The sequence below is a fragment of the Streptomyces sp. NPDC087300 genome, from assembly GCF_044744425.1.
Classification (GTDB): domain Bacteria; phylum Actinomycetota; class Actinomycetes; order Streptomycetales; family Streptomycetaceae; genus Streptomyces.
Genome location: NZ_JBIUYI010000003.1, coordinates 1,087,724 through 1,111,696, shown reverse-complemented (window position 1 = coordinate 1,111,696; position 23,973 = coordinate 1,087,724). Strand labels below are relative to the sequence as shown.

Here is a 23,973-nt window from a genome sequence, read left to right as displayed (position 1 = left end):
GGGGCACGGCGGCCGCTCTATCGTGTGCTCATGGTGACGAAGAGATACGCGGCGCTGCTGCGCGGCATCAACGTGGGCGGCCACAAGAAGGTGCCGATGGCCCGCCTCCGTACGCTCCTGGAAGGCCTCGGGTACGACGGCGTGGGCACGCATCTGCAGAGCGGCAACGCGGCCTTCACCGCCGGGGCGGCCGACGAGGACGCCCTCGCCGCCGCGATCGGACGCGCCATCGAGAAGGAGTTCGGCTTCGCCGTCGACGTGCTCGTGCGCGACGGGGCGTATCTGAAGGCCGTGGCCGACGCCTGCCCGTTCCCCGCCGCCGAGCTGGAGCCCAAGCAGCTGCACGTCACCTACTTCTCCGCGCCCGTCGACCCGGCGCGCTTCGCCTCCGTGGACCGCGCCGAGTTCCTGCCCGAGGACTTCGCGCTCGGCGACCGGGCCCTCTACCTGTACGCGCCCGACGGGCTCGGGCGGTCCAAGCTCGGGGAAAAGCTGTCGAGATCCGCCCTGAACCGGGGCATGATCGCCACCAGCCGCAACTGGAACACCGTCACCCGGCTCGTGGAGATGACCCATGACTGACCGCACCGCCGCCGTACAGGCCGCCATCGAGGGCGAACTGCGCCTCCTCGACCCCGAGGTGCGTGCCTCGCCCGAGCTCTTCGGGGCGCTCCTGCACCCGGAGTTCACCGAGTTCGGCGCCTCCGGCACCCGCTGGGACCGCGCCTCGATCGTGCGGGTCCTCACCCACCCCGAGCCCGGCGGCCGCCCCACCACGACCACCGCCATGCGGGGCGTCCAGCTTTCCGACGACGTGGTGCACCTGACCTTCGACACCGACAGCAACGGCCGCCGCGCGCACCGCAGTTCGCTGTGGCGGCGCACCGAGGACGGCTGGCGGCTCTGGTTCCACCAGGGCACGCCCTTCGCGGGCGAGAGCTGAGGGACGGACAGAATTGGCCCGCTCCCCGGGCGCGTCAATGGCCCAGGAGGGCGTGCCACTTGCCGCATAGTCTCTGCTCATGACGACGACGGACGGCGCGCACGACGCCCACGCGAAGACCCGCATCGACTTCTACTTCGACCCGGCCTGCCCCTTCGCCTGGATCACCTCACGCTGGATCCTGGAGGTCGAACGCCACCGCGACCTCGACCTCCGCTTCCACGTGATGAGCCTCTACTTCCACAACGAGGGCAACGAACTGCCCGAGTGGTACCGGGACCTCGTCGACCGCTCCCTCACCCTGACCCGGATCGCCGCGGCCGCCGCCGATGCGCACGGCGAGGAGATCCTCCGCGACCTCTACACGGCCTTCGGCACCCGCGTCCACCAGGAGAGGACCGAAGACTTCGACGAGGTCGCGCGCCAGGCCCTGGCCGAGCTCGGACTCCCCGCGGAGCTCGCCGCCGCCGGGCAGGACCCCGCGTACGACGCGGTGCTGCGCCGCAGCCACGACGCCGGCAAGGACCCGGAGGCCGACGGCTATGTCGGCACGCCGACGATCCACGTCGACGGCACCGTCTGGTTCGGCCCCGTGCTGCGCGCGATCCCGCGCGGCGAGGAGGCCGCGCGGCTCTTCGACAGCTTCCGGGTGCTCGCGGGGTACCCGGACTTCTTCGAGCTGAAGCGGACCAGGACCGGCGGCCTGGACGTCGGCTGACGGCGTGGCGGGCGGCGTGGCGGGCGGGCCGCCGTGGTTCAGCCCGCGACGGGCCGCGCGGGCAGCCGCGAGGTGAGCAGCAGGGTGGTCCCGCCGTTCTCCTCGGATATCGCGCGGCCCTGGGTGAAGCCGAGGCGCTTGAGGACGGTGAGGGACGCGGTGTTCTCCGAGTCCACGGTCGCGTGCACCTCGGCGAGGCCCAGCGTCTCGTGGCCGAAGTCGGTGAGCAGCCTGGCGAGCTCCGTGCCGAGGCCGAGGCCCCAGCTCGCCCGGGTCAGGCCGTAGACGATCTCGTGTCCGTCCAGCCAGGACTCGGGCGACGGCTTGACCTCGGCGTGCCCGACGTAACGCCCCTCGTGCCGCACCGCCCAGACGGGGAACCGATTCTCCGCGTAGACATAGCTGAAGATCCGGTGGAACAGCGCCCGGTCCTGCGCCGCGGTCTGCATGCCGTCCCCGAACCAGCGGCCCACCGCCTCGTCCTGGAACAGGGATACGAAGTCCGCCTCGTCGGTCTCGGCGTAGGGGGAGAGGACCAGGCGTTCGGACCGCAGTTCGGGTGTCATCCGCGTGACGGTAGGGGTACGGAGCGTTCCGCTGCAAGCGGATTCACGCACCTGTTCGGTCGCCCGGTGCGGCCGCCGCGTCCGGCCGGGGGTCAGCTCGCCGTGCGCGGCAGTCCGATCGGATTCGGGAAGGGCACGACGTCCAGATCGAGGATCCGCCGCGTCGCCGGCCCCAGGGCCGCCAGGAGCCCGTCCGTCTCGGTCTCGGAGAGCGGGCGCAGCAACCGCGCCGCCAGCCTGTCGGTGTCGGCCTCGATCAACTGCCGTTCGGTGCGGCCCTGTTCGGTGGCCAGACCCGCCGCGTCGACCAGGCCACGGCCGCGCATCAGATCCTCGGTGGCCGCCCACTCCTCCTCGCTCCAGCCCCGGTCCTGCCGGATGCCGTCCGCGTCCACCCGGCCGGTGGCCGCGGCGAGGGCGAGCGCCTCGCGGGCGTCCAGACCGTGGTCGGCGAGCGCCGTCACGTGTGCGTCGCCCCTGAACTCGCGGACGCAGGTGGTCAGTTGCCACAGCCGCTCGACGGGGTCGGCCCGGCCGTACAGATCGCGGTTGGCGGCGAACAGCGGGCGGGCCAGCGGCGGCGCGTCCTCGACGACGGTGGCGAGCAGCGGATTGACCGCGGAGGCCAGCGCGTCCACGCCCGGCACGAGCATGCGCAGGGCGCGGGCGGTGAGCCGGGCACGCTCCTCGACGACCCGGTCCGGCGAGGCGTACTCCCAGGCCGAGGGCAGCGCGCGGGCCACCATGCCCGGCGCGAAGACGCCGAGCGCCGCCGTGGCGACCGCGGACCCGACCCGGCCCATCGGCGCCGTCCGCGCGGCGAAGTACCCCATCCAGAACCCCTTGAGCCCCACGGCCCTGCCCAGACCCCGGCAGCGTTCGTCGAAGTAGATCACCGCGTGCAGGGGTTCGGTCCGCAGCCACAGGGTGCGGGATCGGCTCGGGGTCATGCCCCCACAAACTAGGCCAGTGCGGGAATCCGCGCCAGGGGAGCTACCGGAGAGTCACCCCGCGCGTACGCCTCCTCGTAGCGCCGCACCAGGAGCCGGGCCACCGCGGGAGCGGCGCCGAGGACGTCGGCGAGCACGTCCGCGTCGGCGGCGCCCCGCGCGATGCGGTCCGGCAGGCGGCCGGGGGCCAGGACGTAGGGCGCCACCGCCACCCGGCGCACCCCCGGTTCGTCCCGCAGGGCGCGCACGGCGTCGGCCGTGCGCGGCAGGGATGCGGAGGCGAACGCAGGCCGCACGGCACACCAACCGGTGAGCCGCCACTCCCGCGCGATTTCAGCGATCACTGCGATCGCCTCCGGGTCTGAGGACCCCGCCGAGGCCAGCACGACCCCGGTCGAGGACTTGTCGGCGGGGCTCAATCCCGCCTCGTAGAGCCGCTGTTCGAGCGCGCCGAGCAGCAGCGGGGAAGGGCCGAGCACCGCGGCCTGCCGGATCCGCAGGCACGCGGGCGCCGCGCGCAGCACGGCGGGGATGTCCGTCTTCGCGTGGAAGGCGCGCGTCAGCAGGAGCGGCAGGGCCACCACGTCGCGCACGCCCTCGGCCGCGAGCCGCTCCAACACGCCGGACACCGTGGGTGCGTTGAAGTCCAGGAAGCTCGACTCCACCCGCAGTCCCGGGCGCAGCGTGCGCACCGCGCGCACCAGGGCGTGCACGGTCTCGGCGTGCCGCGGGTCGCGGCTGCCGTGCGCGACGACGAGGAGTACGGGACGCGGCGGGCGGTCGAGTGGCGTTCGGTGCATGGCAGTTCAGCTCTTCACGAGAAGTCCGCGGCTGCGCAGGACGCGCCGCTCCAGGGGGCTGAAGATCAGCAGGTCGATGGCGATGCCGACGATCAGGATGAGGAAGATGGCCAGGAAGATCATGGGCATCGAGCTGGCGTTGCGGCCGTTCTCCAGGAGCTGGCCGAGGCCCACGCCGAGGTCGGGGGAGGACGCGATGATCTCCGCGGCCATCAGTGAGCGCCAGGAGAACGCCCAGCCCTGCTTGAGGCCCGCGAGATAGCCGGGCAGAGCGGCGGGGAGCACGATGTGCCAGGTGTGCCGCAGGCCGGTCGCGCCGAGCGTGCGGCCCGCGCGCAGGAACAGCGGCGGCACCTGGTCGACGCCGGAGACCAGGCCGTTGGCGATGGAGGGCACGGCGCCGAGCAGGATCACCGCGTACATCATCTGGTTGTTCAGGCCGAGCCACAGGACGGCGGGCGGCACCCAGGCGACCGAGGGCAGCGACTGGAGGCCGGAGAGGATCGGGCCGATCGCGGCCCTGATGAACCGGACCCGCGCGACGATCAGGCCGAGCGGCGTGCCGATCGCCAGGGCGAAGAGGAAGCCGAGCAGCCCGCGCGACACGGACGTCCAGATGAAGTCGAGCAGCGTGCCCTGCATCCACGCGTCGGACACCTCGTCCCACACCGCGGACGGCGAGGGCAGTTTGGTGGGATCGTCGACGACCTTGAAGGAGACGAGCGCCTGCCACACGAGCAGCACGAGCACCACCGCGGTCAGCGGCGGCAGCACCTTCTGGACGAGCACCTGGCGAAGGGGCGTACGGGTGGGGCCCGCGCCGGACTCCAGCGCGTCCAGGCCCGCCTCCAGGCCCGCGAGGTCCTGGCCGTCCCCGGCCTCCTTGACCGGACCGGCCGGACGGGGCGTGTCAGTGCTGACCATGGCGGCGGATCTCCCCACGCAGTTGTTCGGTGATCTCGACGGACAGTTCCGCCACGGCGGAGTCCTCGATGCGGCGCGGGTGCGGGATGTCGACCCGCCACTCGTGCGCCACCCGCCCTGGCCGCGACGAGAGGAGCACCACGCGCTGCGCGAGCCGCACGGCCTCGCGCACGTTGTGCGTGACGAAGAGGACGGAGACGTTCGTCTCGCGCCACACGCGGGTCAGCTCGTCGTGCAGCACGTCCCTGGTGATCGCGTCGAGCGCCGCGAACGGCTCGTCCATCAGCAGGAGTTGGCTGTCCTGGGCGAGCGCGCGGGCCAGCGCGACCCGCTGGCGCATGCCGCCCGACAGCTCGTGCACGCGCTTGCCGTACGCCCCGTGCAGCCGGACGAGTTCGAGCAGCTCCTCGGCGCGCGGCCTGCGCTCCGCCTTGGGCAGGCCGCGCAGCTTCAGGGCGAGCTCGATGTTCTTGCCCGCGGTCAGCCACGGGAAGAGCGCGTGCTCCTGGAACATCAGGGCGGGGCGGCCGTCGGTCGCGATGCTGCCCGCGGACGGCCTGTCGAGCCCGGCGACCAGGTTGAGCAGCGTCGACTTGCCGCAGCCCGAGGCTCCCAGGAGGGTGACGAACTCGCCGGGAGCGACATCCAGCGTGATGTCGTCGAGGACGAGCTGCGGCCCCGTGGGACCGCCGAAGGACTTCGAGACGTGCTCGATCCTTGCCGCGTGCTCGGCCGTGGTACGGCTGTCCTCCGCGGCCTTGGCGAGGGTGGTAGCCATGGTCGTCACCTCCTGGGAACTCGGCTGGTGGCAGGGTTACTTGACGCCGAGACCGGCGTCGTCGACCGGGGACTCGCCCGCGGCCTTGAGGACCTTGTTCAGCGGACCGAGGTCGTAGATGCCCTTGAGGTCGGGCTTCTCCAGGAGTCCGGCCTTGACCGCGTGGTCCGCCTCCGCGTCGAGCGTGGCGGCCAGCGGGTCGTTGGTCGTCTGGATGGACTTCCACGCGGGGTCGAGCACCTCGGTGGGCAGCGGCTTGCCGGAGTCCGCCTTCAGCTGGGCGTTGGCGGCGGCCTTCGCCTTGTCGGGGTTCTCCTCGATCCACGCGTTGGTCTTCACCGCGCCGCGCAGCACGGCCTCGACGACCTTCGGGTGGTCCTTCAGGAAGCTCTGCTTCACGATGATGTTCGTGATCACGAACTTCTTGTCCGGCCACAGGTCGGACTCGTCGAGGAGGACCTTGCCGCCCTCGGCGACCAGCTTGGACGCGGTCGGCTCGGGCACCCAGGCGCCGTCGATGGAGCCGGACTTGTAGGCGTCCGGGGTGATCTTGTTGTCGGTGCGGACCACCGACACGTCGCCCTTGCCGCTCTGCGCGTCGACCTTCCACCCCTTCTCGGCGATCCAGTTGAGGAAGGCCACGTCCTGGGTGTTGCCGAGCTGCGGCGTCGCGATCTTCTTGCCCTTGACGTCGTCCTGGGACTTGATCTTCTTGGGGTTCACCACGAGCTTCACGCCGCCGGACGCCGAACCGCCGATGATGCGCAGGTTCTTGCCCTGGGACTTGGTGTAGCCGTTGATGGCGGGCGAGGGGCCGATCCAGCCGATGTCGATCGATCCGGCGTTCAGCGCCTCGATCTCCGAGGGGCCCGCGTTGAACTGGGAGTACTTGGCCTCCGTGCCGCCGAGTTCCTTCTGGAACAGGCCCTGCTGGTTGCCCACCAGGGCGGTGGCGTGGGTGAGGTTCGGGAAGTACCCGATCTTCACGCTGTCCAGGTCGTCGATCTTCTTCGCACCGGCGGCGACCTTGGACTTGTCGTCGCTCTTGTCCGCCTCCGATCCGTAGCCGCAGGCGCCGAGCGCCAGGGCGAGCAGGGGCAGCGCCGCGAGGGCGGTGAGGCGGGTACGTCGTACTGGCACGGGAGGTGGTCCTCTCGTTGGCCCGGTGCGCACGCCGTCAGGGCGTGGCCGGGAGGTCGGCAGGTCTTCGTCTTCGTCTGGCGGGGGCTGGGGCGCGCAGGCAGTGCGCGTACGTCATCGCGCACATCGGGCCACCCCGCCCTGTCCGCTGCCGAGGGCGCCGCTGCCGATGCGGCCGCCCTCCTTCGCGAACGTCGCGAACACGTCGACGCAGTTCATGGTCAGAAGTCCCAGCCCTCGTCGTCCGCGGCGGCGGCCGGCTCCGCGGCGGCATCGGCGGAGGCGGCGAAGGCGGCGCCCACCATGCCCGCGGCGAGCGTCGTGCCGTCCGCCGGGTCGATCAGCAGGAACGAGCCGGTGCGCCGGGAGTCCGCGTACGTGTCGAGCGCGAGCGGCTCCGCGGTGCGGACCAGGACCCGGCCGATGTCGTTGGCGACGAGCTGCCCCGGCTCGGGGTGCTGGGAGAGGTCGTCCAGGGTGAGCCTGGAGGGGATCTCCTTCACGATCGCCTTGACCGTACGCGTGGTGTGCTTGAGCAGCACCCGCTGGCCGACGGCGAGCGCGGTGTCCGCCACGTGGCAGACGGTCGCCTCGACGTCCTGGGTGGCCCGGGGGACGTCGCCGCTCGGCACGATCAGGTCGCCGCGCGAGATGTCGATGTCGTCCTCCAGGAGCAGCGTGACCGACTGCGGCGTCCACGCCACGTCGACCGCCGTGCCCAGCAGGTCGATGCCCGCGACCTTGGAGGTGCGCCCGGACGGCAGCACCGTCACGGACTCGCCGACCCGGAAGGTGCCCGCCGCGATCTGGCCCGCGTAGCCGCGGTAGTCGGGGTGCTCGGCGGTCTGCGGGCGGATCACGTACTGGACGGGGAGCCGCGCGTGGCAGGAGGTCAGGTCGTGGCTGACCGGCACCGTCTCCAGGTGTTCGAGGACGGTCGGTCCTCCGTACCAGTCCATGTTCGAGGACGGCTCGACGACGTTGTCGCCCGCGAGCGCCGAGATCGGTATCGCGGTGATCTCCGGTACGCCCAACTCACTGGCGTACGCAGTGAACTCCTCGGCGATCCGGGCGAAGACCGTCTCCTCGTAGGCGACCAGGTCCATCTTGTTCACCGCGAGCACCACGTGCGGGACGCGGAGCAGCGCGGCGACCGCGGCGTGCCTGCGGGTCTGCTCGATGACGCCGTTGCGGGCGTCGACGAGGACGACCGCGAGGTCGGCGGTGGAGGCGCCGGTGACCATGTTCCGGGTGTACTGCACGTGCCCCGGGGTGTCGGCGAGGATGAACCGGCGCCGGGCCGTGGCGAAGTAGCGGTAGGCGACGTCGATGGTGATGCCCTGCTCGCGCTCGGCCCGCAGGCCGTCCGTGAGCAGCGCCAGGTCGGGGGCCTCGGCGCCGCGGCTCGCCGAGACGCGCTCCACGGCCTCCAGCTGGTCGGTGAGGACCGACTTGGAGTCGTGCAGGAGGCGGCCCACCAGGGTGGACTTGCCGTCGTCGACGGAACCGGCGGTGGCGAACCGCAGCAGGGTGGTGGCCGACAACTGCTCGGTGGAGAGCGGCTGTACCGGCTCAGTGGTGCTGTTGCTCATGGTTAGAAGTACCCCTCGCGCTTGCGGTCTTCCATCGCGGCCTCGGAGAGCTTGTCGTCGGCCCTGGTCGCGCCGCGCTCGGTGAGACGGGACGCGGCGATCTCGGCGATGACGGCGTCCAGCGTGGTGGCGTCCGAGTCGACGGCGCCGGTGCAGGACATGTCGCCGACGGTGCGGTAGCGGACCAGCCGCTTCTCGACCTCCTCGCCCTCCTTGGGGCCGCCCCAGTCGCCCGAGGTCAGCCACATCCCGGAGCGCTTGAAGACGTCGCGCTCGTGCGCGAAGTAGATCTGCGGCAGGTCGATGCCCTCGCGGGCGATGTACTGCCACACGTCCAGCTCGGTCCAGTTGGAGAGCGGGAAGACCCGGACGTGCTCGCCGGGCGCGTGCCGGCCGTTGTACAGCTGCCACAGCTCGGGGCGCTGGCGGCGCGGGTCCCACTGGGAGAACTCGTCGCGCAGGCTGAACACCCGCTCCTTGGCGCGGGCCTTCTCCTCGTCGCGGCGCCCGCCGCCGAAGACCGCGTCGAACTTCTCGCGCTGGATCTTCTCGGTGAGCGGCACGGTCTGGAGCGGATTGCGCGTCCCGTCGGGCCGCTCGCGCAGCTTCCCCGCGTCGATGTACTCCTGCACGGACGCGACGTGCAGCCTGAGCCCGTGCTCGGCGACGACCCGGTCGCGGTACTCGATGACCTCGGGGAAGTTGTGGCCCGTGTCGACGTGCAGCAGCGAGAAGGGGACCGCCGCGGGGGCGAACGCCTTCAGCGCCAGATGCAGCATGACGATGGAGTCCTTGCCGCCGGAGAAGAGGATCACCGGCCGCTCGAACTCGCCCGCCACCTCGCGGAAGATGTGCACCGCCTCGGACTCCAGGGCGTCCAGGTGGCTGAGTGCGTACGGGCTGTCCGTCTCCTCGGAGACGCCTGCGACGGTCGTCATGCGAGACCCCTCTCGGTGAGCAGCGCGTGGACGGCGGCCGCCGACTCCCGCACGGTCTGGTCCTGCGACTCGATGCGCAGATCGGGCGACTCGGGCTCCTCGTACGGGTCGTCGACCCCGGTGAGCCCGGATATCTCGCCCGCCGCCTGCTTGGCGTACAGGCCCTTCACGTCACGTACGGAGCACACCTCGACCGGCGTCGCGACGTGCACCTCCAGGTAGGCGGTGCCGGCCGCCTGGTGGCGCTTGCGCACCGCGTCGCGGCTGTCCGCGAACGGCGCGATCACCGGCACGAGCGCCAACACGCCGTTGCGGGCGAGGAGTTCGGCGACGTAGCCGATGCGCTGCACGTTGGTGTGCCGGTCCTCGCGGCTGAAGCCGAGGCCCGCCGAGAGGAACTCGCGGATCTCGTCGCCGTCGAGCACCTCGACGCGGTGGCCCGCGGCGCGCAGCGTGCCGGCGAGCTCGTACGCGATGGTGGTCTTGCCGGCGCTGGGCAGGCCGGTGAGCCAGACGGTGGCTCCGGTCGTCACGTGGTTCTCCCGGGTCTGTTGCTGCTGGATGTGCGGTGCGGCCATCAGTGGATCCCGCACTCGGTCTTGGCGTTGCCCGACCAGCGTCCGGCCCGCGCGTCCTCGCCCTCCAGAAGGCGGCGGGTGCACGGGGCGCAGCCCACGGAGCCGTAACCGTCCATCAGGAGCGGGTTGGTGAGCACGCCGTGCTCGGTGACGTAGGCGTCCACGTCGTCCTGCGTCCAGCGGGCGATCGGCGAGACCTTGACCTTGCGGCGCTTCTCGTCCCAGCCGACGACCGGGGTGTTCGCACGGGTCGGCGACTCGTCGCGGCGCAGCCCCGTGGCCCACGCGGCATAGCCGGTCAGGCCCTCCTCCAGGGGCTGCACCTTGCGGAGCTTGCAGCACAGGTCGGGGTCCCGGTCGTGCAGCCTCGCGCCGTACTCGGCGTCCTGCTCGGCCACCGTCCGGCGCGGCGTCAGGGTCAGGACGGTCACGTCCATCACGGCCTCGACGGCGTCCCTGGTGCCGATGGTCTCGGGGAAGTGGTAGCCGGTGTCGAGGAACACCACGTCCACGCCGGGCCTGGCCCGCGAGGCGAGGTGCGCGACGACGGCGTCCTCCATCGAGGAGGTCACGCAGAACCGGGCGCCGAAGGTGTCGGTCGCCCACCGGAGTATCTCCAGCGCGGACGCGTCCTCCAGGTCGCGCCCCGCCTGCTCGGCGAGCGCCTTCAACTCCTCGTCGGTACGGCCCTCTTGATCCTGAGTGGTCGTCATATTCCGTCCCCTCCCGCGCTGGTGTGCTGAACGCCCCGGGCGAGCAGCCCGAGGAACTTCAGCTGGAATGCGCGGTTGCACGCCGCGCATTCCCAGGCGCCGTGACCGGTCTCGTTCGGACGCAGGTCCTCGTCGCCGCAGTAGGGGCAGTAGAAGGGGGCGGCTCGCTCGCTCACTTGAGGGCCTCCTCGTCGGCGCGGGCCGCCCAGGTGGCGAAGCGCTCGCCGTCCGTGCGCTCCGCCTCGAAGCGCTTGATGACCCGCTCGATGTAGTCGGGCAGTTCGGTCGCGGTGACCTTCAGGCCGCGGACCTTGCGGCCGAATCCGGCCTCCAGGCCGAGCGCGCCGCCCAGGTGCACCTGGTAGCCCTCGACCTGGTTGCCCTCGCCGTCCAGGACCAGCTGGCCCTTGAGGCCGATGTCGGCGACCTGGATGCGGGCGCAGGCGTTCGGGCAGCCGTTGATGTTGATCGTGATCGGCTGGTCGAACTCCGGGATGCGGCGCTCCAGTTCGTCGATGAGCGAGGCGCCGCGCGCCTTGGTCTCGACGATGGCGAGCTTGCAGAACTCGATGCCGGTGCAGGCCATCGTGCCGCGCCTGAAGGGCGAGGGGGTGACCCGCAGGTCGAGCGCCTCCAGGGCGGAGACCAGCGATTCGACCTGGTCCTCGGTCACGTCGAGCACGATCATCTTCTGCTCGGCGGTGGTGCGCAGACGGCCCGAGCCGTGGGCGTCCGCGACCTCGGCGATCTTGGTGAGGGTGGCGCCGTCCACCCGGCCGACGCGGGGCGCGAAGCCGACGTAGAAGCGGCCGTCCCGCTGCTTGTGCACGCCGAGGTGGTCGCGCCAGGTGCCGGTGGGCTGCTCGGGCGGAGGCCCGTCGGTCAGCTTCCGCTGGAGGTACTCGTCCTCCAGGATCTGCCGGAACTTCTCCGGGCCCCAGTCGGCGACGAGGAACTTCAGGCGGGCGCGGGTGCGCAGGCGGCGGTAGCCGTAGTCGCGGAAGATGCCGATGACGCCGCCGTACACGTCGGGGACCTCGTCGAGCGGCACCCAGGCGCCGAGCCGCACGCCCAGCTTGGGGTTGGTGGACAGGCCGCCGCCGACCCAGAGGTCGAAGCCGGGGCCGTGCTCGGGGTGGTGGACGCCGACGAAGGCGACGTCGTTGATCTCGTGCGCCACGTCGAGCTGCGGCGAACCGGAGATCGCGGTCTTGAACTTGCGGGGCAGGTTCGAGAAGTCGGGGTTGCCAATGAAGCGGCGCTGGATCTCGTCGATGGCGGAGGAGCCGTCGATGATCTCGTTCTCGGCGATGCCCGCGACGGGCGAGCCGAGGATCACGCGGGGCGTGTCACCGCACGCCTCGGTGGTGGAGAGGCCCACGGCTTCCAGGCGCCGCCAGATCTCCGGGACGTCCTCGATGCGGATCCAGTGGTACTGGATGTTCTGCCGGTCGGTGAGGTCGGCGGTGCCGCGCGCGAACTCCTGGGAGACCTCACCGATGACGCGCAGCTGCTCGGTGGTCAGGCGCCCGCCGTCGATGCGCACGCGGAGCATGAAGTACTCGTCGTCCAGCTCCTCCGGCTCCAGGACCGCGGTCTTGCCGCCGTCGATGCCGGGCTTGCGCTGGGTGTAGAGGCCCCACCAGCGCATCCGCCCGCGGAGGTCATTGGGGTCGATGGAGTCGAAGCCGCGCTTCGAATAGATCGTCTCAATACGTGTCCGCACATTGAGACCGTCGTCGTCCTTCTTGAACTGCTCGTTCCCGTTGAGCGGCGTGAAGTGACCCTTGGCCCACTGTCCTTCACCGCGGTGCCTGCTCGGCTTGCGGCGAGGCGCGGCGGCGGCGGGCGTTTCTGGGGTGGCGGCCATGGCGGTACGTCCTTCGGGGCAGCGGGAAAGCTAGCTCTGACCTGCGGATATGGGCACATGCGGAAATGTGCGCGCGGCGCTGCGCAGGGAGGGGGAACGGGGTGGATCAGAGAGCGGATGTGCGGTGGTGCTGAGTCGATCAGCAGGCCGGACACATGGCGCTGGACATGCGGCCGAGGTCGACGTGACGCCGACTCACCAAGGCAGTTCCAGTGCGATCCATGACGGAAGCGTGTCACGGGACTTTCGGCCCAGTCCAGCATTATCCAAAATGCGGACACCTCTGTCCCGTATCGTGGACAGAGGTGTCGTCGGTCACAGTGTGCCGGAAGGGGCGGGCCCGGCCGCGAGGGACGGGCGGTGGGCGGAGCGGGGGCGGGTCAGTCGCGCGCGGCCCCCGGCCACGGCCCCGGATTCGGGGCATCGGGCTCCTGCGCGACCTTGGTGTCGAAGAGCGTGAAGCCGCGCCGCAGATAGTTGTCCATGGCGTGCTCGCCGTCCTTGGAGCAGGTGTGCAACCAGACCCGCTCGGTCGGCGCGAGCCCCGGCCAGCGCTCGGCGAGGTCCCAGGCGCGCGCGGTGGCGTACGACAGGAGGTGACCGCCGATGCGCCGCCCGCGGAAGGCCGGAAGCAGTCCGAAGTAGACGATCTCGACGACGCCCTCGGGCCCGTCGCCCTGCTCGCCCCGCGCCGCCAGTTCCACGTAACCGGCGGGCGTCCCGTTCTCGTACGCGACCCAGGTCTCCACGCCGGGCCGGTCGAGCAGCTTGTGCCACTCGGCGTACGTCATGGGCAGCCGGTCGATCCAGCGGATGTCCCCGCCGACCGACGCGTAGAGGAACCGGCTGAACTCGGGCGAGGGCACTTCGGCGCGCACGATCCGTACGTCGCCTTCGGGAGCCGCGGCGGGCAGCAGATCCCCGGGGGAGCGCTGCTCCAGGGACCATGTGGTGACAGTGATGCTCATGCGGCTCAGCGAATCATGGGCCGGGGCTCGCGGCGAAGCCGGGACGGTCCTGGCTCAAGGCTCCGCCACGCTCCGCGCCCGTCGTATCGCCGGGGCGAGGGAATGCGGAAGCAGGTCCGCCGGGGCGGCGGGCAGCAGGACCTGTACGTCGACGTCCTCGTGGAACCGGTAGGGGCGGTGGGCGAGCAGGCCGCCCAAATAGCGCCGGACCCGGGAGAGTTCGGCGCGGACCGTCACCGTGCGGGCCGGATCGCCGAACATGTCGTCGGCCAGGCCCGCCGCGCTGCGCCCCCAGCGGTGCGTGGCGAGCAGGAAGAGCAGCTCGGCGTGGCGCGGGCTCAGGTCGTGGGTCCAGTCGCGGGCGCCGCCGAGCACCGCCAGGGTCCAGTGCCGGGGTCCGCTCACGTCGAGGACGAGCCGGGTCGCGACGAGCGGCTCAGGACCTTCGTCGGGATCCTCCGGGCGGAGCAGCCAGCCGCCGGGCAGCGGCTCGGCGAGACAGGTGCCGAGGGAGGGCAGCCAAGTACGGCCCGCCGCCAGGGACTTGGGGAGCGGGATCCGGTCCGTGGGGGCCATCCCCGTCACCGCGGCCGTCCAGCCGTGCGCGTCCACCGCGACGGCCCGGCCGCGCAGCCGGGCGAGGACCGGCGCGGCGACCGCGCGCAGCCGGTCGAGCGAGGTGACGTGCCGGTCGCGCAGCCGGGCCTCGGCGAGCTTGGCCACCGAGTCGACCAGGGCGAGCGTGGCCGGATGCATGGTCCGCATCGGGCCGCTGACGTCCACGACGCCGAGGAGCCTGCCGTCGCGCGGATCGGTCACGGGGGCGCCCGTGCAGGTCCAGGGGTGATGGGTCTGCACGAAGTGCTCGGCGGAGAAGACCTGCACGGGGCGGCGCACCACCAGCGGGGTCCCCACGCCGTTGGTGCCGACGACGCCCTCGCCCCAGTCCGCGCCCACCTCGAACCCCAGCGAGTCCGCCTTGCGCAGCACCGCGGAGCTGCCCTCGCGCCACAGCACGCGGCCCTCCGCGTCGCAGACCACCATGATGTGGTGCGCGGCGTCCGCCACCGAGACCAGGGCGTCGCGCAGCACCGGCAGTATGTCCACCAGCGGGGAGCCGCGGCGGCGCTCCGCCAGCTCCTCCTCGGTCAGCAGCCGGGAGCGGATGTCGTGGTCGGGGTCCACGCCGCGCAGCATCATCCGGCCCCAGGAGTCGCCGATCACCGGCCGGGGCAGGACGCGCGGCCGCTGTCCGGAGAGTGTCGCGTCGCGGACCCCCTTCAGGAGCCGCGCCGCGTGCGCGAGGTCCATGTCGGAGATCCGCGCGAGGTCGATCGTCGAGGTCGCGTCCGTCACCACAGGGTCCTTTCCGGTCGGAGCGGCGCGTGGGGGCCGCTCCTCATCGTGCCCCTTGCGGACAGCGCGGGGTGCGGCCCCGGCAGAGGAATCATCCGGCAGCCCCGACGAGTTGCAACCTCCTGCAACCCTGGCGAACAGCCGTACGGGGCCGGAATCTGTACCCCACACCGTCTGTGCGGTGTTCGCGCTCCTCAAGGGGCCTGAAGGACGGGGGTGGTGCCGTGTCGGCGCAGCACCACCTCCGTGTCAGCTTCGAGTCCGGCTGGAACTAGGGCCTGATCCACACGACAGGCCCTGGCCGCTCGCTAGAGCCGCGGCGTCGCCCGCTCCACCACCGAGGCCAGATCGAGACTGTGCGGCAGCGTGCCGAACGCCGCGCCCCAGTCGCCGCCGAGCCGCGAGGCGCAGAACGCGTCGGCCACCTCCGCGGGCGCGTACCGCACGAGCAGCGAGCCCTGGAGCACCAGCGCCATCCGCTCCACGAGCCGCCGCGCCCGCGCCTCGATGCTCTCCAGGTCGGCCAGTTCGGTCAGCAGGTCCTTGATCGCGCCGTCCAGGCGGTGGTCGGCGCCGCGGGCCGCGCCCACCTCCTGGAGGAAGGCGTTCAGGGCCGCGGGCTCACGCTGGAGCGCCCGCAGCACGTCGAGCGCCTGGACGTTGCCCGAGCCCTCCCAGACGGAGTTGAGCGGCGCCTCGCGCAACAGCCGCGGCATGCCCGACTCCTCGACGTAGCCGTTGCCGCCCAGGCACTCCAGGGCCTCGCCGACCAGCGGCGTGCACCGCTTGGTCACCCAGTACTTGGCGGCCGGCACCGCGAGCCGCAGGAACGCCTGCTCCTGCTCGCCGCCGTCGTCGTACGCCGCGGCGAGGCGCATCGCGAGCGTCGTCGCCGCCTCCGACTCCAGGGCCAGATCGGCCAGTACGTTGCGCATCAGCGGCTTGTCGATCAGCTTGCCGCCGAACGCCTCGCGGTAGGTGGCGTGGTGCGCGGCCTGCGCGACGGCCTGCCGCATCAGCGCCGCCGATCCGATCACGCAGTCGAGCCGGGTCGCCGCGACCATCTCGATGATGGTGCGGACGCCGCGCCCCTCGTCGCCGACCCGGCGCGCCCAGGTCCCGTCGAACTCCACCTCGCTGGAGGCGTTGGACTTGTTGCCCAGCTTGTCCTTGAGCCGCTGGATGGCGAAGGCGTTGCGCGCGCCGTCATCGAGGACGCGCGGCACCAGGAAGCAGGTGAGCCCCGCCTCGGCCTGCGCGAGCACCAGGAAGCCGTCCGACATGGGCGCCGAGCAGAACCACTTGTGCCCGGTGAGCTCGTACGTCCCGTCCTCCGCGAGCGCCCGCGCCCGCGTGGTGTTGGCCCGTACGTCGCTGCCGCCCTGCTTCTCCGTCATGCCCATCCCGAAGAGGACACCGGCCTTCTGCGACGCGGGCCGCAGCCCCTCGTCGTACACGGCGGAGGTCAGCCGCGGCTCCCACTCGGCGGCGAGCGCGGGATCGGCGCGCAGCGCGGGCACCGCGGCGTGCGTCATCGAAATCGGACATCCGTGCCCGCCCTCGGCCTGGGTCCACACCAGGAAGCCGGCGGCCCGCCGCACATGGCCGCCGGGACGCGACCACGCGCCGGTCAGCCCCGAGCCGACGGCCTTGCCGAGCAGCCGGTGCCAGGCCGGATGGAACTCGACCTCGTCGATCCGGTTCCCATAACGGTCATGCGTGTGCAGAACAGGCGGATTCTCATTGGCCTGCACCCCCCAGTGCTGCGCCTGGGCGGAACCCGCGGTGCGGCCGAGCAAGGAGAGTTCCTCGCGAGCGGAATCCAGGAGCGCCGGATCCAGGTGCCGCTCGACGCCCTCCACGAGGGCCCGGTCGGACGCGAATACGTCATATCCCACCAGGGGCGGAGCCTGGTTGGTCACTGTGTGGGTGGTGGCTGCCATGCCGCTACGGTAAGGAGGTGCACCAGGCAAAAGAAACACCCGGGCGGCCCTCGGGACGCTGGAACCGGGCCCGCGCTCTCTATCGCAACGTCTCCAAGCGCAGGACCGCCTGGCTGCTGCTCAAGGACACCGTCAACTCTTGCATGGAGTACCGCATCCTGGGGCTCGCGGCCGAGGCGGCGTTCTTCACGCTGCTCTCCGTGCCGCCGCTGCTCCTGAGCCTCATCGGCCTGCTCGCCTACGTGGACCGGTGGACCGGCGCCAACACCATCGCCAGCGTGGAGAACAACATCCTGGAGGCGTCCCGCACGGTCCTCTCCGACCGGGGCGTCAGCCAGATCGCGCAGCCGATACTGGAGGACGTGATGCGGGTCAGCAGGCCCGACATCATCTCCATCGGCTTCCTGTTCGCCCTGTGGTCGGGCTCGCGCGCCGTGAACGTCTTCATCGACACCATCACGGTGATGTACGGCCTCGACGGGGTGCGCGGCATCGTCAAGACCCGCATCCTCGCCTTCGGACTGTTCCTCGTGGCGCTGCTCATCGGCTCGGTCGCGCTGCCGCTGATGGTGGCGGGCCCCGACGCGGTGGTGAAGCTGTTGCCCGGCTCCACGACGGTCGTCCAGATCCTGTACTGGCCGGTCGTCGTGATCCTCTCCGTGGTCTTCCTGACCACGCTCTACCACGTGTCGGTGCCGGTGCGTTCGCCGTGGGTCGAGGACATGCCGGGCGCGCTGATCGCCCTCGCCATGTGGGTGCTCGGCAGCTTCCTGCTGCGCATCTATCTGACCAGCACGGTCGAGGGCCCCACCATCTACGGTTCCCTCGCCGCGCCGGTCGCCGTGCTGCTCTGGATCGGCGTATCGGCGTTCGCCGTCCTGGTCGGCGCCGCGGTGAACGCGGCGATCGACCGGGTCTGGCCGTCCGTGGCGACGGCGGCCGCCCGCGCCGCCAACGACCGCATAAGGGAGGCACAGGCGGCCGAGGTGGTGGCCCGTGCGGCCGCCGCCAGGGAGGCGCCGGTGGATCCGGACGACCCCGAGATGCCGTCCGAATTCCCCGAACGCTGGTCGCGGTTCCTGCCACCGGACGACGTGACGTCACGTCTCCGGACGCATGTGAAGCGCAACGGGAACGGCGGCACAGAGAACAGCCCCTCCGGCGATTGAGGAGCGGGGTCCGGGGCGGAGCCCCGGGGGGATCCGCCCCGCGAGGGAGGCACCTCACGCCTTCCAGACGCCCGCCTCCGCGCACTCGCGGGCGAAGTCGGCGAAGTCCCTGGGCTCCCGGCCGAGCACCTCCCGAACCCCCGCGGAGAGCATCGCATTGCGGCCGTCGAGCGTGGTCTCGAAGAGTTCGACCAGGAACTCCACCTCCTCGGCGGGGATACCGAACTCGGCGAGCGCGGCCCCGTATTCGCGGGCGGTCACCTGGACGTACGCGATGTCCCTGCCCGCCGCCTTCGCGACCTCGGCGACGGCCTGCCGGAAGGTGAGCAGGCGGGGCCCCGTGAGGTCGAGGGTGCGGCCGATGAGGCGGTCGCCGCCGGTCAGCGCCGCGACCACCACGTCCGCGATGTCCCGTGCGTCGATGAACGGTTCGAGCACCTCACCGCTGGGGAAGACCAGTTCGCCCTCCCGCATCTCCGCCAGGAGAGGACCCTCGCTGAGGATCTGCGCGAACCAACTGGCCCGCACCACGGTCCACTCGGCGCCCGCGTCCCACACCGCCTGCTCCGTGGCGTGCGCCTGGGGCTCGCCGCGCGCCGAGAGCAGGGTCAGCCGCCGTACGCCGAGTTCGACCGCCTGCCGCGCGAAGGCGCCGACCGCTTCGGCCGCGCCGGGGGCACCGACGTCCGGCAGGTAGGCGATGTGCGCCGCGTCGGCGCCCCGCAGTGCGTCCGCCCAGGTCGACCTGTCCGCCCAGTCGAACCGCACCGCGCCCGAGCGCGATGCCGCCCGCACCGTGAGCCCGGCCGCCTCGGCGGATTCTACGACCCTGCGGCCCACCCGGCCGGTCGCGCCCGTCACCAACACCGTCATGTTCGCTGCGTTCGTTGTCATGACTTCAGTGAACTGCCGGGCGAGCACGGGAACCATCGCCGAGGCGCTCACGGGCATGTGCGTGCGTCTACGCTGCCGTCATGGACGTACTCGCAGGACTCCTGGAGGGCCCCCGCGCCAGGGGAGCCTTCATGATCCGTGCGCTCTTCGAGCCGCCCTGGTCCGTCCGTATCGCGGACGAGGCGCCCGTGTCGGTCATGATCATGGTGCGCGGCAGCGCCTGGATCATCCCCGAGGACGGCAGCGGGCCGCAGCGCATCGGCCCCGGCGACCTCGCCGTCGCCCGCGGCCCCGACCACTACACCTGCGCCGGTGACGTGGACACGGCCCCGTTCGCCGAGATCCGGCCCGGCCAGCGCTGCGTACCGCTGGACGGCGCCCCGGTGGCCAGGTACCAGGACCTCGGCGTGCGCGCCTGGGGCGAGTCGCGGGACAGCTCCGTGGAGATGCTGATCGGCACCTACCAGATGCGGGGCGAGATCACCGCCCGGCTCCTGGACGCGCTGCCCCCGCTGCTCGTGCTGCCCACGGAAGCCTGGGAGTGCCCGCTGACCCCGCTGCTCGCCGACGAGATGAACCGGGACGAGCCGGGCCAGGAAGTCGTCCTCGACCGCCTGCTCGACCTGCTGCTCATCGCCGCGCTGCGCGCCTGGTTCTCCCGCCCCGAGGCGGCCGCGCCCGCCTGGTACCGGGCGATGGGCGACCCGGTCGTCGGCCGCGCCCTGCGGCTGCTCCAGGACGACCCGGCGCACCCCTGGACCATCGCCGACCTCGCCGTGAAGTCGGGCGTCTCGCGGGCCGCGCTGGCCCGGCGGTTCGCGGAACTGGTGGGCGAGCCCCCGATGACGTACCTGACGAACTGGCGGCTCGCGCTCGCCGCCGACCTGCTGCGCGACAGCGAGCTGACGATCGGCTCGATAGCGCGCAAGGTCGGGTACGGCAGCGCGTTCGCCCTGTCCAGCGCCTTCAAGCGGGTCTACGGCATCAGCCCGCAGGAACACCGCACGCGCGCGGCGTAGCCTTTTGACCGTGACCGACGAGAGCGGTTCCGGCCGCCAGGGGGCCTACCGGGAGCGGCCCTCGCACCTGCTGCCCGGCGCGGTCGTGTGGACCCGGGAGGTGCCGGACGGCGAGGCCTCCGGGGAAGGGGCCCGCCCGGTGCTGCCGGACGGCTGCATGGACCTGCTGTGGACCGACGGCAGGCTGGTGGTCGCGGGCCCGGACACCCATGCGTACGATCCCGGCGGCGCCTCGGGGCGGTACGTCGGCGTCCGCTTCTACCCCGGCACCGCACCCGCCGTCCTCGGCGTGCCCGCGGACGAGCTGCGCGACCGGCGGGTGGAGCTCGCCGACCTGTGGACCGCGGCACAGGCGCGGCGGCTCGCCGAGCGGGTGGACGCCGCACGCGACCCGATGGCCGCCCTGGAGTCCCTCGCCGCCGGGCGCGCCGCACGCGCGGCCGCGCCCGACCCGCTGCTCGCCCATGTCGTGAGGTCCCTGGACGCGGGCCTCTCGGTCGCCGCGACCGCGGCGGCCGCGGGCGTCAACGCCCGGACGCTGCACCGGCGTTCGCTGCCCGCGTTCGGCTACGGCCCCAAGAGCCTCGGACGGATCCTGCGCCTGCAAAGGGCGCTGGCGCTGGCGCGCGAGGGCACGCCCTACGCGGCCACCGCGGCCGCCGCGGGCTTCGCCGACCAGGCCCATCTCGCCCGCGAGGTCAAGGAGTTGACGGGACTGGCCCTGACCGGGCTGCTCGCGGGGGATGCGCGGGACTAGGGCCCTAATCGGCCAGCGGGGCGAAGAGGTCGACGCCGTTCCCGTCCGGGTCGAGCACGACGGCGTACCGCTGGCCCCAGGGCGCGTCCCACGGGGCCAGCTCGCCCTTGTACCCGGCGTCCGTCAGCTCCGCGTGGACCGCGTCGACGCCCTCGGCCGTACCGCAGTGGAAGGCGAGCCCGATCCGGCCCGCGCCGGTGGGCGGGGTCCAGTCCGCCATGAAGGAGCTGACGGTGGCCTCGGTGTCGAAGGCGATGCGCAGGCCGCCGGGGAGCTCGGCCTCCACGTGCGGCTGCTCCTCGGCCCCGGGCGGGAACTCCAGGCCGAGCCTGCGGTAGAAGGCGAGCGAGGCGGCCAGGTCGGAGGTGACGATGCCGATCAGGTCGAAGCGTGGTGTCGGTGTGCTGTTCATGCCCGCAGCGTAGGCAGCGGGCCGCCGCCCGGTCTTGAAGGAATCGGACACGGGCCGCATTGCGTCGTACGGGTGATGGCCTACGGCAGTCTGTTGACGGACGTCTACCCTCCGTTCCGGCTCGACCAGGGAGAACGCGAGCCGGTCGGTGAGGAGCCCCTCGCCTGACTGTCACCCTCCCCGAATCCCCGCTACGTTGGAAGGCATGGACTATCCCGGTGACAACCGGTTGGCGGCCGCTGTCGTGACGCACCGCGGCCGCGTGCTGCTCGTGCGGCGCAGCGCCACGGAGCGGTTCCTGCCCCGGGTGTGGGGCGTGCCGTGCGGAAAGCTGGAGCCGGGCGAGAGCCCGCGCGACGGCGTCCTGCGCGAGCTCAAGGAGGAGACCGGGCTGCTCGGCCAGGTGCTGCGCAAGGTCGGCGAATCGTCCTTCCTGAGCACCTACCGCGGGCACGAGGTGAAGAACTGGCAGGACAACTTCCTGATCCGGCCCCTCACCTTCGACGTGGTGCTGCCGCTCGCCGACCAGGACCACCGCTGGCTCGGGCCCGACGAACTCGGCACGGTCGAGATCGACGACTACAACCGCGAGATCGTCCGCCAGGCGTTCGGCTGACGACTCCTCATCTGACGCTTCCTCAATCACCTTGCACGGAACGTCAGTCGCGGCCGATCAGTTCGGCGAGCGCGGTCAGCTCCGCCAGATAGTCCCGCACACCGAGCGGCTTCTTCGTGACCTCCGACGCGTGCGTCTCCGACCCCGTGAACACGTCCGTGTACCGCCGTCGGCCCGCGCCGGTCTCCAGGAACAGCGTGACCGTGGGGCCCGTGGACGCGCACCACGCGCGGTGCAGGGCGTACGACGGCAGTGCGTAGCCGCTGCCCGCCGCGTACCGGGCCGTCTGGGTGAGGCGCAGCCGGGCCCGGCCCGCCGGTTCCAGGAGCCAGTCGCCCTCCTCGCCCGACAGGGACTCCCGGTACCAGGACGCGGCGATGCCGCCGCCCGCCGCCGCGTCGTCCTCCTCGTACGGCTCGTACAGCTCCATGCCGAGCGCGCCCCGCACCACGCAGGACGCCAGCGGGGAACGGTGGTTGTGGATGTCCTCGCGCGCACCGGCACCCGGATGCCACACGTGGGCGCGCAGCATGTGCCGGGGGCCGCCGTCGATCAGGAGCAGCTTGTCGAAGCCCAGGACGTGGCGGTACGAGAGCAGCGCGCACCCCGAGGGGTCGCCCGCGCCCGCCGCCAGCTCCCGCACGAGCGGCAACAGCCGCTCGGGGGCGCCCAGTTCGGCGACGGCCTCGCGCGCGGCCCGCACCAGCTCCTCGTCCGCCGCGTCGTCCCGCGCGGCCGCGGGCCCGTCCAGGGCCCCTTCGAGGAGCCGCCTGGCGCTGTGGACGTGCCGACCACCCAATGCACTCGCTCCCTCGTCCCCGCGCCACCGCGCGACCCGGGGGTTCAGCTACCCGGCTGATACATCCATACGGCATGTGCCCGCAGCGCCGAAAGACCTTGATAGGTCATCCACATCGGGTAGGCGAGATCGCCCCCGTCCCACGACCAGATCCCGCCGTCCTGCCGGCGCCAGACCGAGGCGGCCGCGCCCGAGAGCAGCTCCTGCCAGGCCGCCTCCTGCCCCTCGTCCGCCGCGGTCTGCACGGCGCCCGGCGTGAGCAGCGCCCGCATCACCCAGGCCGCGGCGAAGTGCCGTACGGAGAGCACCTCGTGGCGCGAGGCGTCCACCGGGTGCGGGCGGCGCACCGTGTCGTGGCTGCTCTCCAGGTCCTCGCAGCCGTCGTGCGCGGGGCCGGGGCAGGAGAGCAGCCAGCGCACGCCCTCCTCGCGCGTCGCGCGCGCGTTCGCGTCCTCGCCGAGCAGCCGGGCGGCCCGGTCGAGGGCGACGACGGCCTGCGCGGTGTGCACGGAGGAGGGCGCGACCGCCCGGCCGCGCAGCGGCGTGAGGCGCGGGCCCCAGCAGCGCCGGTGGCCGCGCGCCGGGTCGGTGACGGCGCCGTCCACGAGGGCGTCCCGCAGTATCGGCAGCGCGGGCGACTCCGGCGCCGCGCGCAGCAGTCCGCGCAGCACCGTGGTGACGACATGGGTCATCTCCAGGCCCGCGGGCTCCTGTTCGCGGCTGAAGCGCGCGGTGCACCGCTCCGCCTCCGCGGCGAGCCTGACCGGATCGGCGCCCGCCCTGGCGAGCGCGCCGAGGACCAGTGCGGTGACCTCGGGGCGGCCCACCGCGCCCTGCGAGCGCGCGGCCCAGCCGCCCTCGGGAAGGCGCAGCCGCCACAGCGTCTCCACCAGCTCGGAGGTGCGCAACCGGCCGTCGGAAGCGCCGAGTTCGAGCGAGATGTGTAGTCCGTACGCGGTGCCGGTCGCGGTCGGTCTGATCGGCATCGGCTGCTCGTCGAGGTCGTGCGGCCAGCCGGTGAGACGGCCGCGCAACGGGTCGTCGAAGACCGTCAGACGGTCGGCGAGCGTGGCGTACGAGGCGGCGGAGAGACCCGGCAGCGGGCCGGGCCGACCGCTCGCGGGCGCGGCGGCGGGCGCGGCCGCGGCCCGGCGGGGCCCGCGCGGTGCGGGCACCCCGTCGAGCCCGTTCTCGTCGCTTCCGTCGCCCTCGTCGTCCGCCTGTCCCGCCGATCTGGCCCGGAGCAGCGCGGCCGCGAGCCAGGCGCAGGTGCCCGTGCCGATGCCGCTGACGGCGGCGAGCGAGTAGCGGGCGGTGTCCCCGAACAGACCGTCGGGCAGCAGGCCCACGAGGGCCTGGAAGACCGCGTACGCCACGGCGACGGGCCCGAATCTGCCGAGCCACGTCACGATCCGCCCCGGCGGTGGCTCCGGCGGCGGGTCCGGCGGCACGGGGTGCCCGGTGGGGTCTGTGCTTCCGCGCACGTGTGCTGTATGCATGAACTCCACTTACCCATCAGACATGTGTGAC

27 protein-coding genes and 1 pseudogene are annotated in these 23,973 nt (G+C 72.3%); 8 read left to right on the top strand and 20 right to left on the bottom strand.

Going from position 1 to position 23,973, the window contains the following annotated elements; all coding sequences use genetic code 11:
• Positions 1–33: 33 nt before the first annotated feature.
• The 3 genes from ACIO9J_RS15735 to ACIO9J_RS15725 all read left to right on the top strand — a co-directional run bounded on the left by ACIO9J_RS15735 (position 34) and on the right by ACIO9J_RS15725 (position 1,661).
• Complete coding sequence (locus tag ACIO9J_RS15735; RefSeq protein WP_401998680.1) at positions 34–582, top strand: DUF1697 domain-containing protein; 549 nt, start codon at positions 34–36, stop codon at positions 580–582.
• Positions 575–943: a DUF4440 domain-containing protein gene (locus ACIO9J_RS15730; RefSeq protein WP_401998407.1), complete on the top strand. Its 369-nt coding sequence runs from the start codon at positions 575–577 to the stop codon at positions 941–943. Before ACIO9J_RS15735 ends, ACIO9J_RS15730 begins: the two co-directional genes overlap by 8 nt.
• A 79-nt stretch (positions 944–1,022) precedes the next feature.
• Positions 1,023–1,661, top strand: a complete 639-nt coding sequence (locus tag ACIO9J_RS15725; RefSeq protein ID WP_401998404.1) for a DsbA family protein — start codon at positions 1,023–1,025, stop codon at positions 1,659–1,661.
• A 38-nt stretch (positions 1,662–1,699) separates the two neighbouring features.
• On the opposite strand, the gene ACIO9J_RS15720 is transcribed toward ACIO9J_RS15725, so the two are convergent.
• The 16 genes from ACIO9J_RS15720 to ACIO9J_RS15645 all read right to left on the bottom strand — a co-directional run bounded on the left by ACIO9J_RS15720 (position 1,700) and on the right by ACIO9J_RS15645 (position 16,777).
• Positions 1,700–2,227, bottom strand: a complete 528-nt coding sequence (locus ACIO9J_RS15720) for a GNAT family N-acetyltransferase (RefSeq protein ID WP_401998401.1) — start codon at positions 2,225–2,227, stop codon at positions 1,700–1,702.
• Positions 2,228–2,319: 92 nt separating this feature from the next.
• The gene (locus ACIO9J_RS15715) at positions 2,320–3,177 is read right to left on the bottom strand and encodes a hypothetical protein (protein ID WP_401998399.1); all 858 of its coding nucleotides are present in this window, start codon (positions 3,175–3,177) and stop codon (positions 2,320–2,322) included.
• Between the two features lie 11 nt (positions 3,178–3,188).
• Positions 3,189–3,977, bottom strand: a complete 789-nt coding sequence (locus tag ACIO9J_RS15710; protein WP_401998396.1) for a sirohydrochlorin chelatase — start codon at positions 3,975–3,977, stop codon at positions 3,189–3,191.
• Between the two features lie 6 nt (positions 3,978–3,983).
• Positions 3,984–4,901 carry an ABC transporter permease gene (locus ACIO9J_RS15705; protein ID WP_401998393.1) on the bottom strand — a complete coding sequence of 306 codons (918 nt, stop codon included), beginning with the start codon at positions 4,899–4,901 and terminating at the stop codon, positions 3,984–3,986.
• Complete coding sequence (locus ACIO9J_RS15700; protein ID WP_401998391.1) at positions 4,888–5,679, bottom strand: ABC transporter ATP-binding protein; 792 nt, start codon at positions 5,677–5,679, stop codon at positions 4,888–4,890. The genes ACIO9J_RS15705 and ACIO9J_RS15700 overlap by 14 nt, the downstream gene beginning before the upstream one ends.
• 36 nt (positions 5,680–5,715) lie before the next feature.
• Positions 5,716–6,819 carry an aliphatic sulfonate ABC transporter substrate-binding protein gene (locus ACIO9J_RS15695; protein ID WP_401998388.1) on the bottom strand — a complete coding sequence of 368 codons (1,104 nt, stop codon included), beginning with the start codon at positions 6,817–6,819 and terminating at the stop codon, positions 5,716–5,718.
• A gap of 221 nt (positions 6,820–7,040) precedes the next feature.
• Positions 7,041–8,411, bottom strand: coding sequence for a sulfate adenylyltransferase subunit 1 (locus ACIO9J_RS15690; protein ID WP_401998385.1), 1,371 nt, complete (start codon positions 8,409–8,411; stop codon positions 7,041–7,043).
• Positions 8,412–8,413: 2 nt separating this feature from the next.
• A complete protein-coding gene (cysD, locus tag ACIO9J_RS15685) occupies positions 8,414–9,349 on the bottom strand; it encodes a sulfate adenylyltransferase subunit CysD (RefSeq protein WP_401998383.1) in 936 nt (311 codons plus the stop codon).
• On the bottom strand, positions 9,346–9,927 hold the full coding sequence (gene cysC, locus ACIO9J_RS15680) for an adenylyl-sulfate kinase (RefSeq protein ID WP_401998380.1): 582 nt from the start codon (positions 9,925–9,927) through the stop codon (positions 9,346–9,348). The genes cysD and cysC overlap by 4 nt, the downstream gene beginning before the upstream one ends.
• Positions 9,927–10,640 (bottom strand): phosphoadenylyl-sulfate reductase, encoded by a 714-nt coding sequence (locus ACIO9J_RS15675; protein ID WP_401998377.1) that lies wholly within the window; start codon positions 10,638–10,640, stop codon positions 9,927–9,929. The genes cysC and ACIO9J_RS15675 overlap by 1 nt, the downstream gene beginning before the upstream one ends.
• Entirely contained in the window at positions 10,637–10,816 is a 180-nt protein-coding gene (locus ACIO9J_RS15670; protein ID WP_401998374.1) for a hypothetical protein, read from the bottom strand. The genes ACIO9J_RS15675 and ACIO9J_RS15670 overlap by 4 nt, the downstream gene beginning before the upstream one ends.
• On the bottom strand, positions 10,813–12,510 hold the full coding sequence (locus tag ACIO9J_RS15665; protein WP_401998371.1) for a nitrite/sulfite reductase: 1,698 nt from the start codon (positions 12,508–12,510) through the stop codon (positions 10,813–10,815). Before ACIO9J_RS15665 ends, ACIO9J_RS15670 begins: the two co-directional genes overlap by 4 nt.
• Positions 12,511–12,649: 139 nt before the next feature.
• Positions 12,650–12,733 carry a putative leader peptide gene (locus tag ACIO9J_RS15660; RefSeq protein ID WP_324611535.1) on the bottom strand — a complete coding sequence of 28 codons (84 nt, stop codon included), beginning with the start codon at positions 12,731–12,733 and terminating at the stop codon, positions 12,650–12,652.
• A gap of 157 nt (positions 12,734–12,890) precedes the next feature.
• Complete coding sequence (locus ACIO9J_RS15655) at positions 12,891–13,478, bottom strand: GNAT family N-acetyltransferase (protein ID WP_401998368.1); 588 nt, start codon at positions 13,476–13,478, stop codon at positions 12,891–12,893.
• Positions 13,479–13,532: 54 nt separating this feature from the next.
• A complete protein-coding gene (locus ACIO9J_RS15650; RefSeq protein ID WP_401998677.1) occupies positions 13,533–14,789 on the bottom strand; it encodes a GAF domain-containing protein in 1,257 nt (418 codons plus the stop codon).
• 353 nt (positions 14,790–15,142) lie between these two features.
• Positions 15,143–16,777 carry an acyl-CoA dehydrogenase family protein gene (locus tag ACIO9J_RS15645; RefSeq protein ID WP_401998365.1) on the bottom strand — a complete coding sequence of 545 codons (1,635 nt, stop codon included), beginning with the start codon at positions 16,775–16,777 and terminating at the stop codon, positions 15,143–15,145.
• A 17-nt stretch (positions 16,778–16,794) separates the two neighbouring features.
• On the opposite strand from ACIO9J_RS15645, the gene ACIO9J_RS15640 reads away from it, so the two are divergent.
• The gene (locus tag ACIO9J_RS15640) at positions 16,795–17,946 is read left to right on the top strand and encodes a YihY/virulence factor BrkB family protein (RefSeq protein WP_401998362.1); all 1,152 of its coding nucleotides are present in this window, start codon (positions 16,795–16,797) and stop codon (positions 17,944–17,946) included.
• 54 nt (positions 17,947–18,000) lie between these two features.
• On the opposite strand, the gene ACIO9J_RS15635 is transcribed toward ACIO9J_RS15640, so the two are convergent.
• Positions 18,001–18,840, bottom strand: coding sequence for an NAD-dependent epimerase/dehydratase family protein (locus ACIO9J_RS15635; protein WP_401998359.1), 840 nt, complete (start codon positions 18,838–18,840; stop codon positions 18,001–18,003).
• An 80-nt stretch (positions 18,841–18,920) separates the two neighbouring features.
• On the opposite strand from ACIO9J_RS15635, the gene ACIO9J_RS15630 reads away from it, so the two are divergent.
• Together ACIO9J_RS15630 and ACIO9J_RS15625 are read left to right on the top strand one after the other, a co-directional pair.
• Entirely contained in the window at positions 18,921–19,859 is a 939-nt protein-coding gene (locus ACIO9J_RS15630) for an AraC family transcriptional regulator (protein ID WP_401998357.1), read from the top strand.
• Positions 19,860–19,869: 10 nt separating this feature from the next.
• Positions 19,870–20,616: a helix-turn-helix domain-containing protein gene (locus ACIO9J_RS15625; protein WP_401998354.1), complete on the top strand. Its 747-nt coding sequence runs from the start codon at positions 19,870–19,872 to the stop codon at positions 20,614–20,616.
• A gap of 4 nt (positions 20,617–20,620) precedes the next feature.
• On the opposite strand, the gene ACIO9J_RS15620 is transcribed toward ACIO9J_RS15625, so the two are convergent.
• Entirely contained in the window at positions 20,621–21,028 is a 408-nt protein-coding gene (locus ACIO9J_RS15620) for a VOC family protein (protein WP_401998352.1), read from the bottom strand.
• A gap of 63 nt (positions 21,029–21,091) precedes the next feature.
• Between ACIO9J_RS15620 and ACIO9J_RS15615 the strand changes: the two are divergent.
• Positions 21,092–21,196, top strand: a pseudogene (locus tag ACIO9J_RS15615) (DUF4389 domain-containing protein); the annotation flags it as partial.
• Positions 21,197–21,233: 37 nt separating this feature from the next.
• Positions 21,234–21,644: an NUDIX hydrolase gene (locus ACIO9J_RS15610; protein WP_401998349.1), complete on the top strand. Its 411-nt coding sequence runs from the start codon at positions 21,234–21,236 to the stop codon at positions 21,642–21,644.
• Between the two features lie 43 nt (positions 21,645–21,687).
• Here ACIO9J_RS15610 and ACIO9J_RS15605 read toward each other — a convergent pair whose 3' ends face one another.
• Positions 21,688–22,443 (bottom strand): hypothetical protein, encoded by a 756-nt coding sequence (locus ACIO9J_RS15605; protein ID WP_401998347.1) that lies wholly within the window; start codon positions 22,441–22,443, stop codon positions 21,688–21,690.
• Between the two features lie 44 nt (positions 22,444–22,487).
• Positions 22,488–23,927, bottom strand: coding sequence for a hypothetical protein (locus ACIO9J_RS15600; protein WP_401998344.1), 1,440 nt, complete (start codon positions 23,925–23,927; stop codon positions 22,488–22,490).
• Positions 23,928–23,973: the final 46 nt, after the last annotated feature.

Excerpts from the sequence above, each read along its gene's own strand:
- ACIO9J_RS15675 (WP_401998377.1), bottom strand. The coding sequence starts at position 10,640 with ATGACGACCACTCAGGATCAAGAGGGCCGTACCGACGAGGAGTTGAAG.
- ACIO9J_RS15620 (WP_401998352.1), bottom strand. The coding sequence starts at position 21,028 with ATGAACAGCACACCGACACCACGCTTCGACCTGATCGGCATCGTCACC.
- cysC (WP_401998380.1), bottom strand. The coding sequence starts at position 9,927 with ATGGCCGCACCGCACATCCAGCAGCAACAGACCCGGGAGAACCACGTG.
- ACIO9J_RS15710 (WP_401998396.1), bottom strand. The coding sequence starts at position 3,977 with ATGCACCGAACGCCACTCGACCGCCCGCCGCGTCCCGTACTCCTCGTC.
- ACIO9J_RS15705 (WP_401998393.1), bottom strand. The coding sequence starts at position 4,901 with ATGGTCAGCACTGACACGCCCCGTCCGGCCGGTCCGGTCAAGGAGGCC.
- ACIO9J_RS15660 (WP_324611535.1), bottom strand. The coding sequence starts at position 12,733 with ATGGATCGCACTGGAACTGCCTTGGTGAGTCGGCGTCACGTCGACCTC.
- ACIO9J_RS15630 (WP_401998357.1), top strand. The coding sequence starts at position 18,921 with ATGGACGTACTCGCAGGACTCCTGGAGGGCCCCCGCGCCAGGGGAGCC.
- ACIO9J_RS15715 (WP_401998399.1), bottom strand. The coding sequence starts at position 3,177 with ATGACCCCGAGCCGATCCCGCACCCTGTGGCTGCGGACCGAACCCCTG.
- ACIO9J_RS15725 (WP_401998404.1), top strand. The coding sequence starts at position 1,023 with ATGACGACGACGGACGGCGCGCACGACGCCCACGCGAAGACCCGCATC.
- ACIO9J_RS15655 (WP_401998368.1), bottom strand. The coding sequence starts at position 13,478 with ATGAGCATCACTGTCACCACATGGTCCCTGGAGCAGCGCTCCCCCGGG.
- ACIO9J_RS15700 (WP_401998391.1), bottom strand. The coding sequence starts at position 5,679 with ATGGCTACCACCCTCGCCAAGGCCGCGGAGGACAGCCGTACCACGGCC.
- ACIO9J_RS15730 (WP_401998407.1), top strand. The coding sequence starts at position 575 with ATGACTGACCGCACCGCCGCCGTACAGGCCGCCATCGAGGGCGAACTG.
- ACIO9J_RS15665 (WP_401998371.1), bottom strand. The coding sequence starts at position 12,510 with ATGGCCGCCACCCCAGAAACGCCCGCCGCCGCCGCGCCTCGCCGCAAG.
- ACIO9J_RS15690 (WP_401998385.1), bottom strand. The coding sequence starts at position 8,411 with ATGAGCAACAGCACCACTGAGCCGGTACAGCCGCTCTCCACCGAGCAG.
- ACIO9J_RS15720 (WP_401998401.1), bottom strand. The coding sequence starts at position 2,227 with ATGACACCCGAACTGCGGTCCGAACGCCTGGTCCTCTCCCCCTACGCC.
- ACIO9J_RS15610 (WP_401998349.1), top strand. The coding sequence starts at position 21,234 with ATGGACTATCCCGGTGACAACCGGTTGGCGGCCGCTGTCGTGACGCAC.
- cysD (WP_401998383.1), bottom strand. The coding sequence starts at position 9,349 with ATGACGACCGTCGCAGGCGTCTCCGAGGAGACGGACAGCCCGTACGCA.
- ACIO9J_RS15650 (WP_401998677.1), bottom strand. The coding sequence starts at position 14,789 with ATGGACCTCGCGCACGCGGCGCGGCTCCTGAAGGGGGTCCGCGACGCG.
- ACIO9J_RS15645 (WP_401998365.1), bottom strand. The coding sequence starts at position 16,777 with ATGGCAGCCACCACCCACACAGTGACCAACCAGGCTCCGCCCCTGGTG.
- ACIO9J_RS15635 (WP_401998359.1), bottom strand. The coding sequence starts at position 18,840 with ATGACAACGAACGCAGCGAACATGACGGTGTTGGTGACGGGCGCGACC.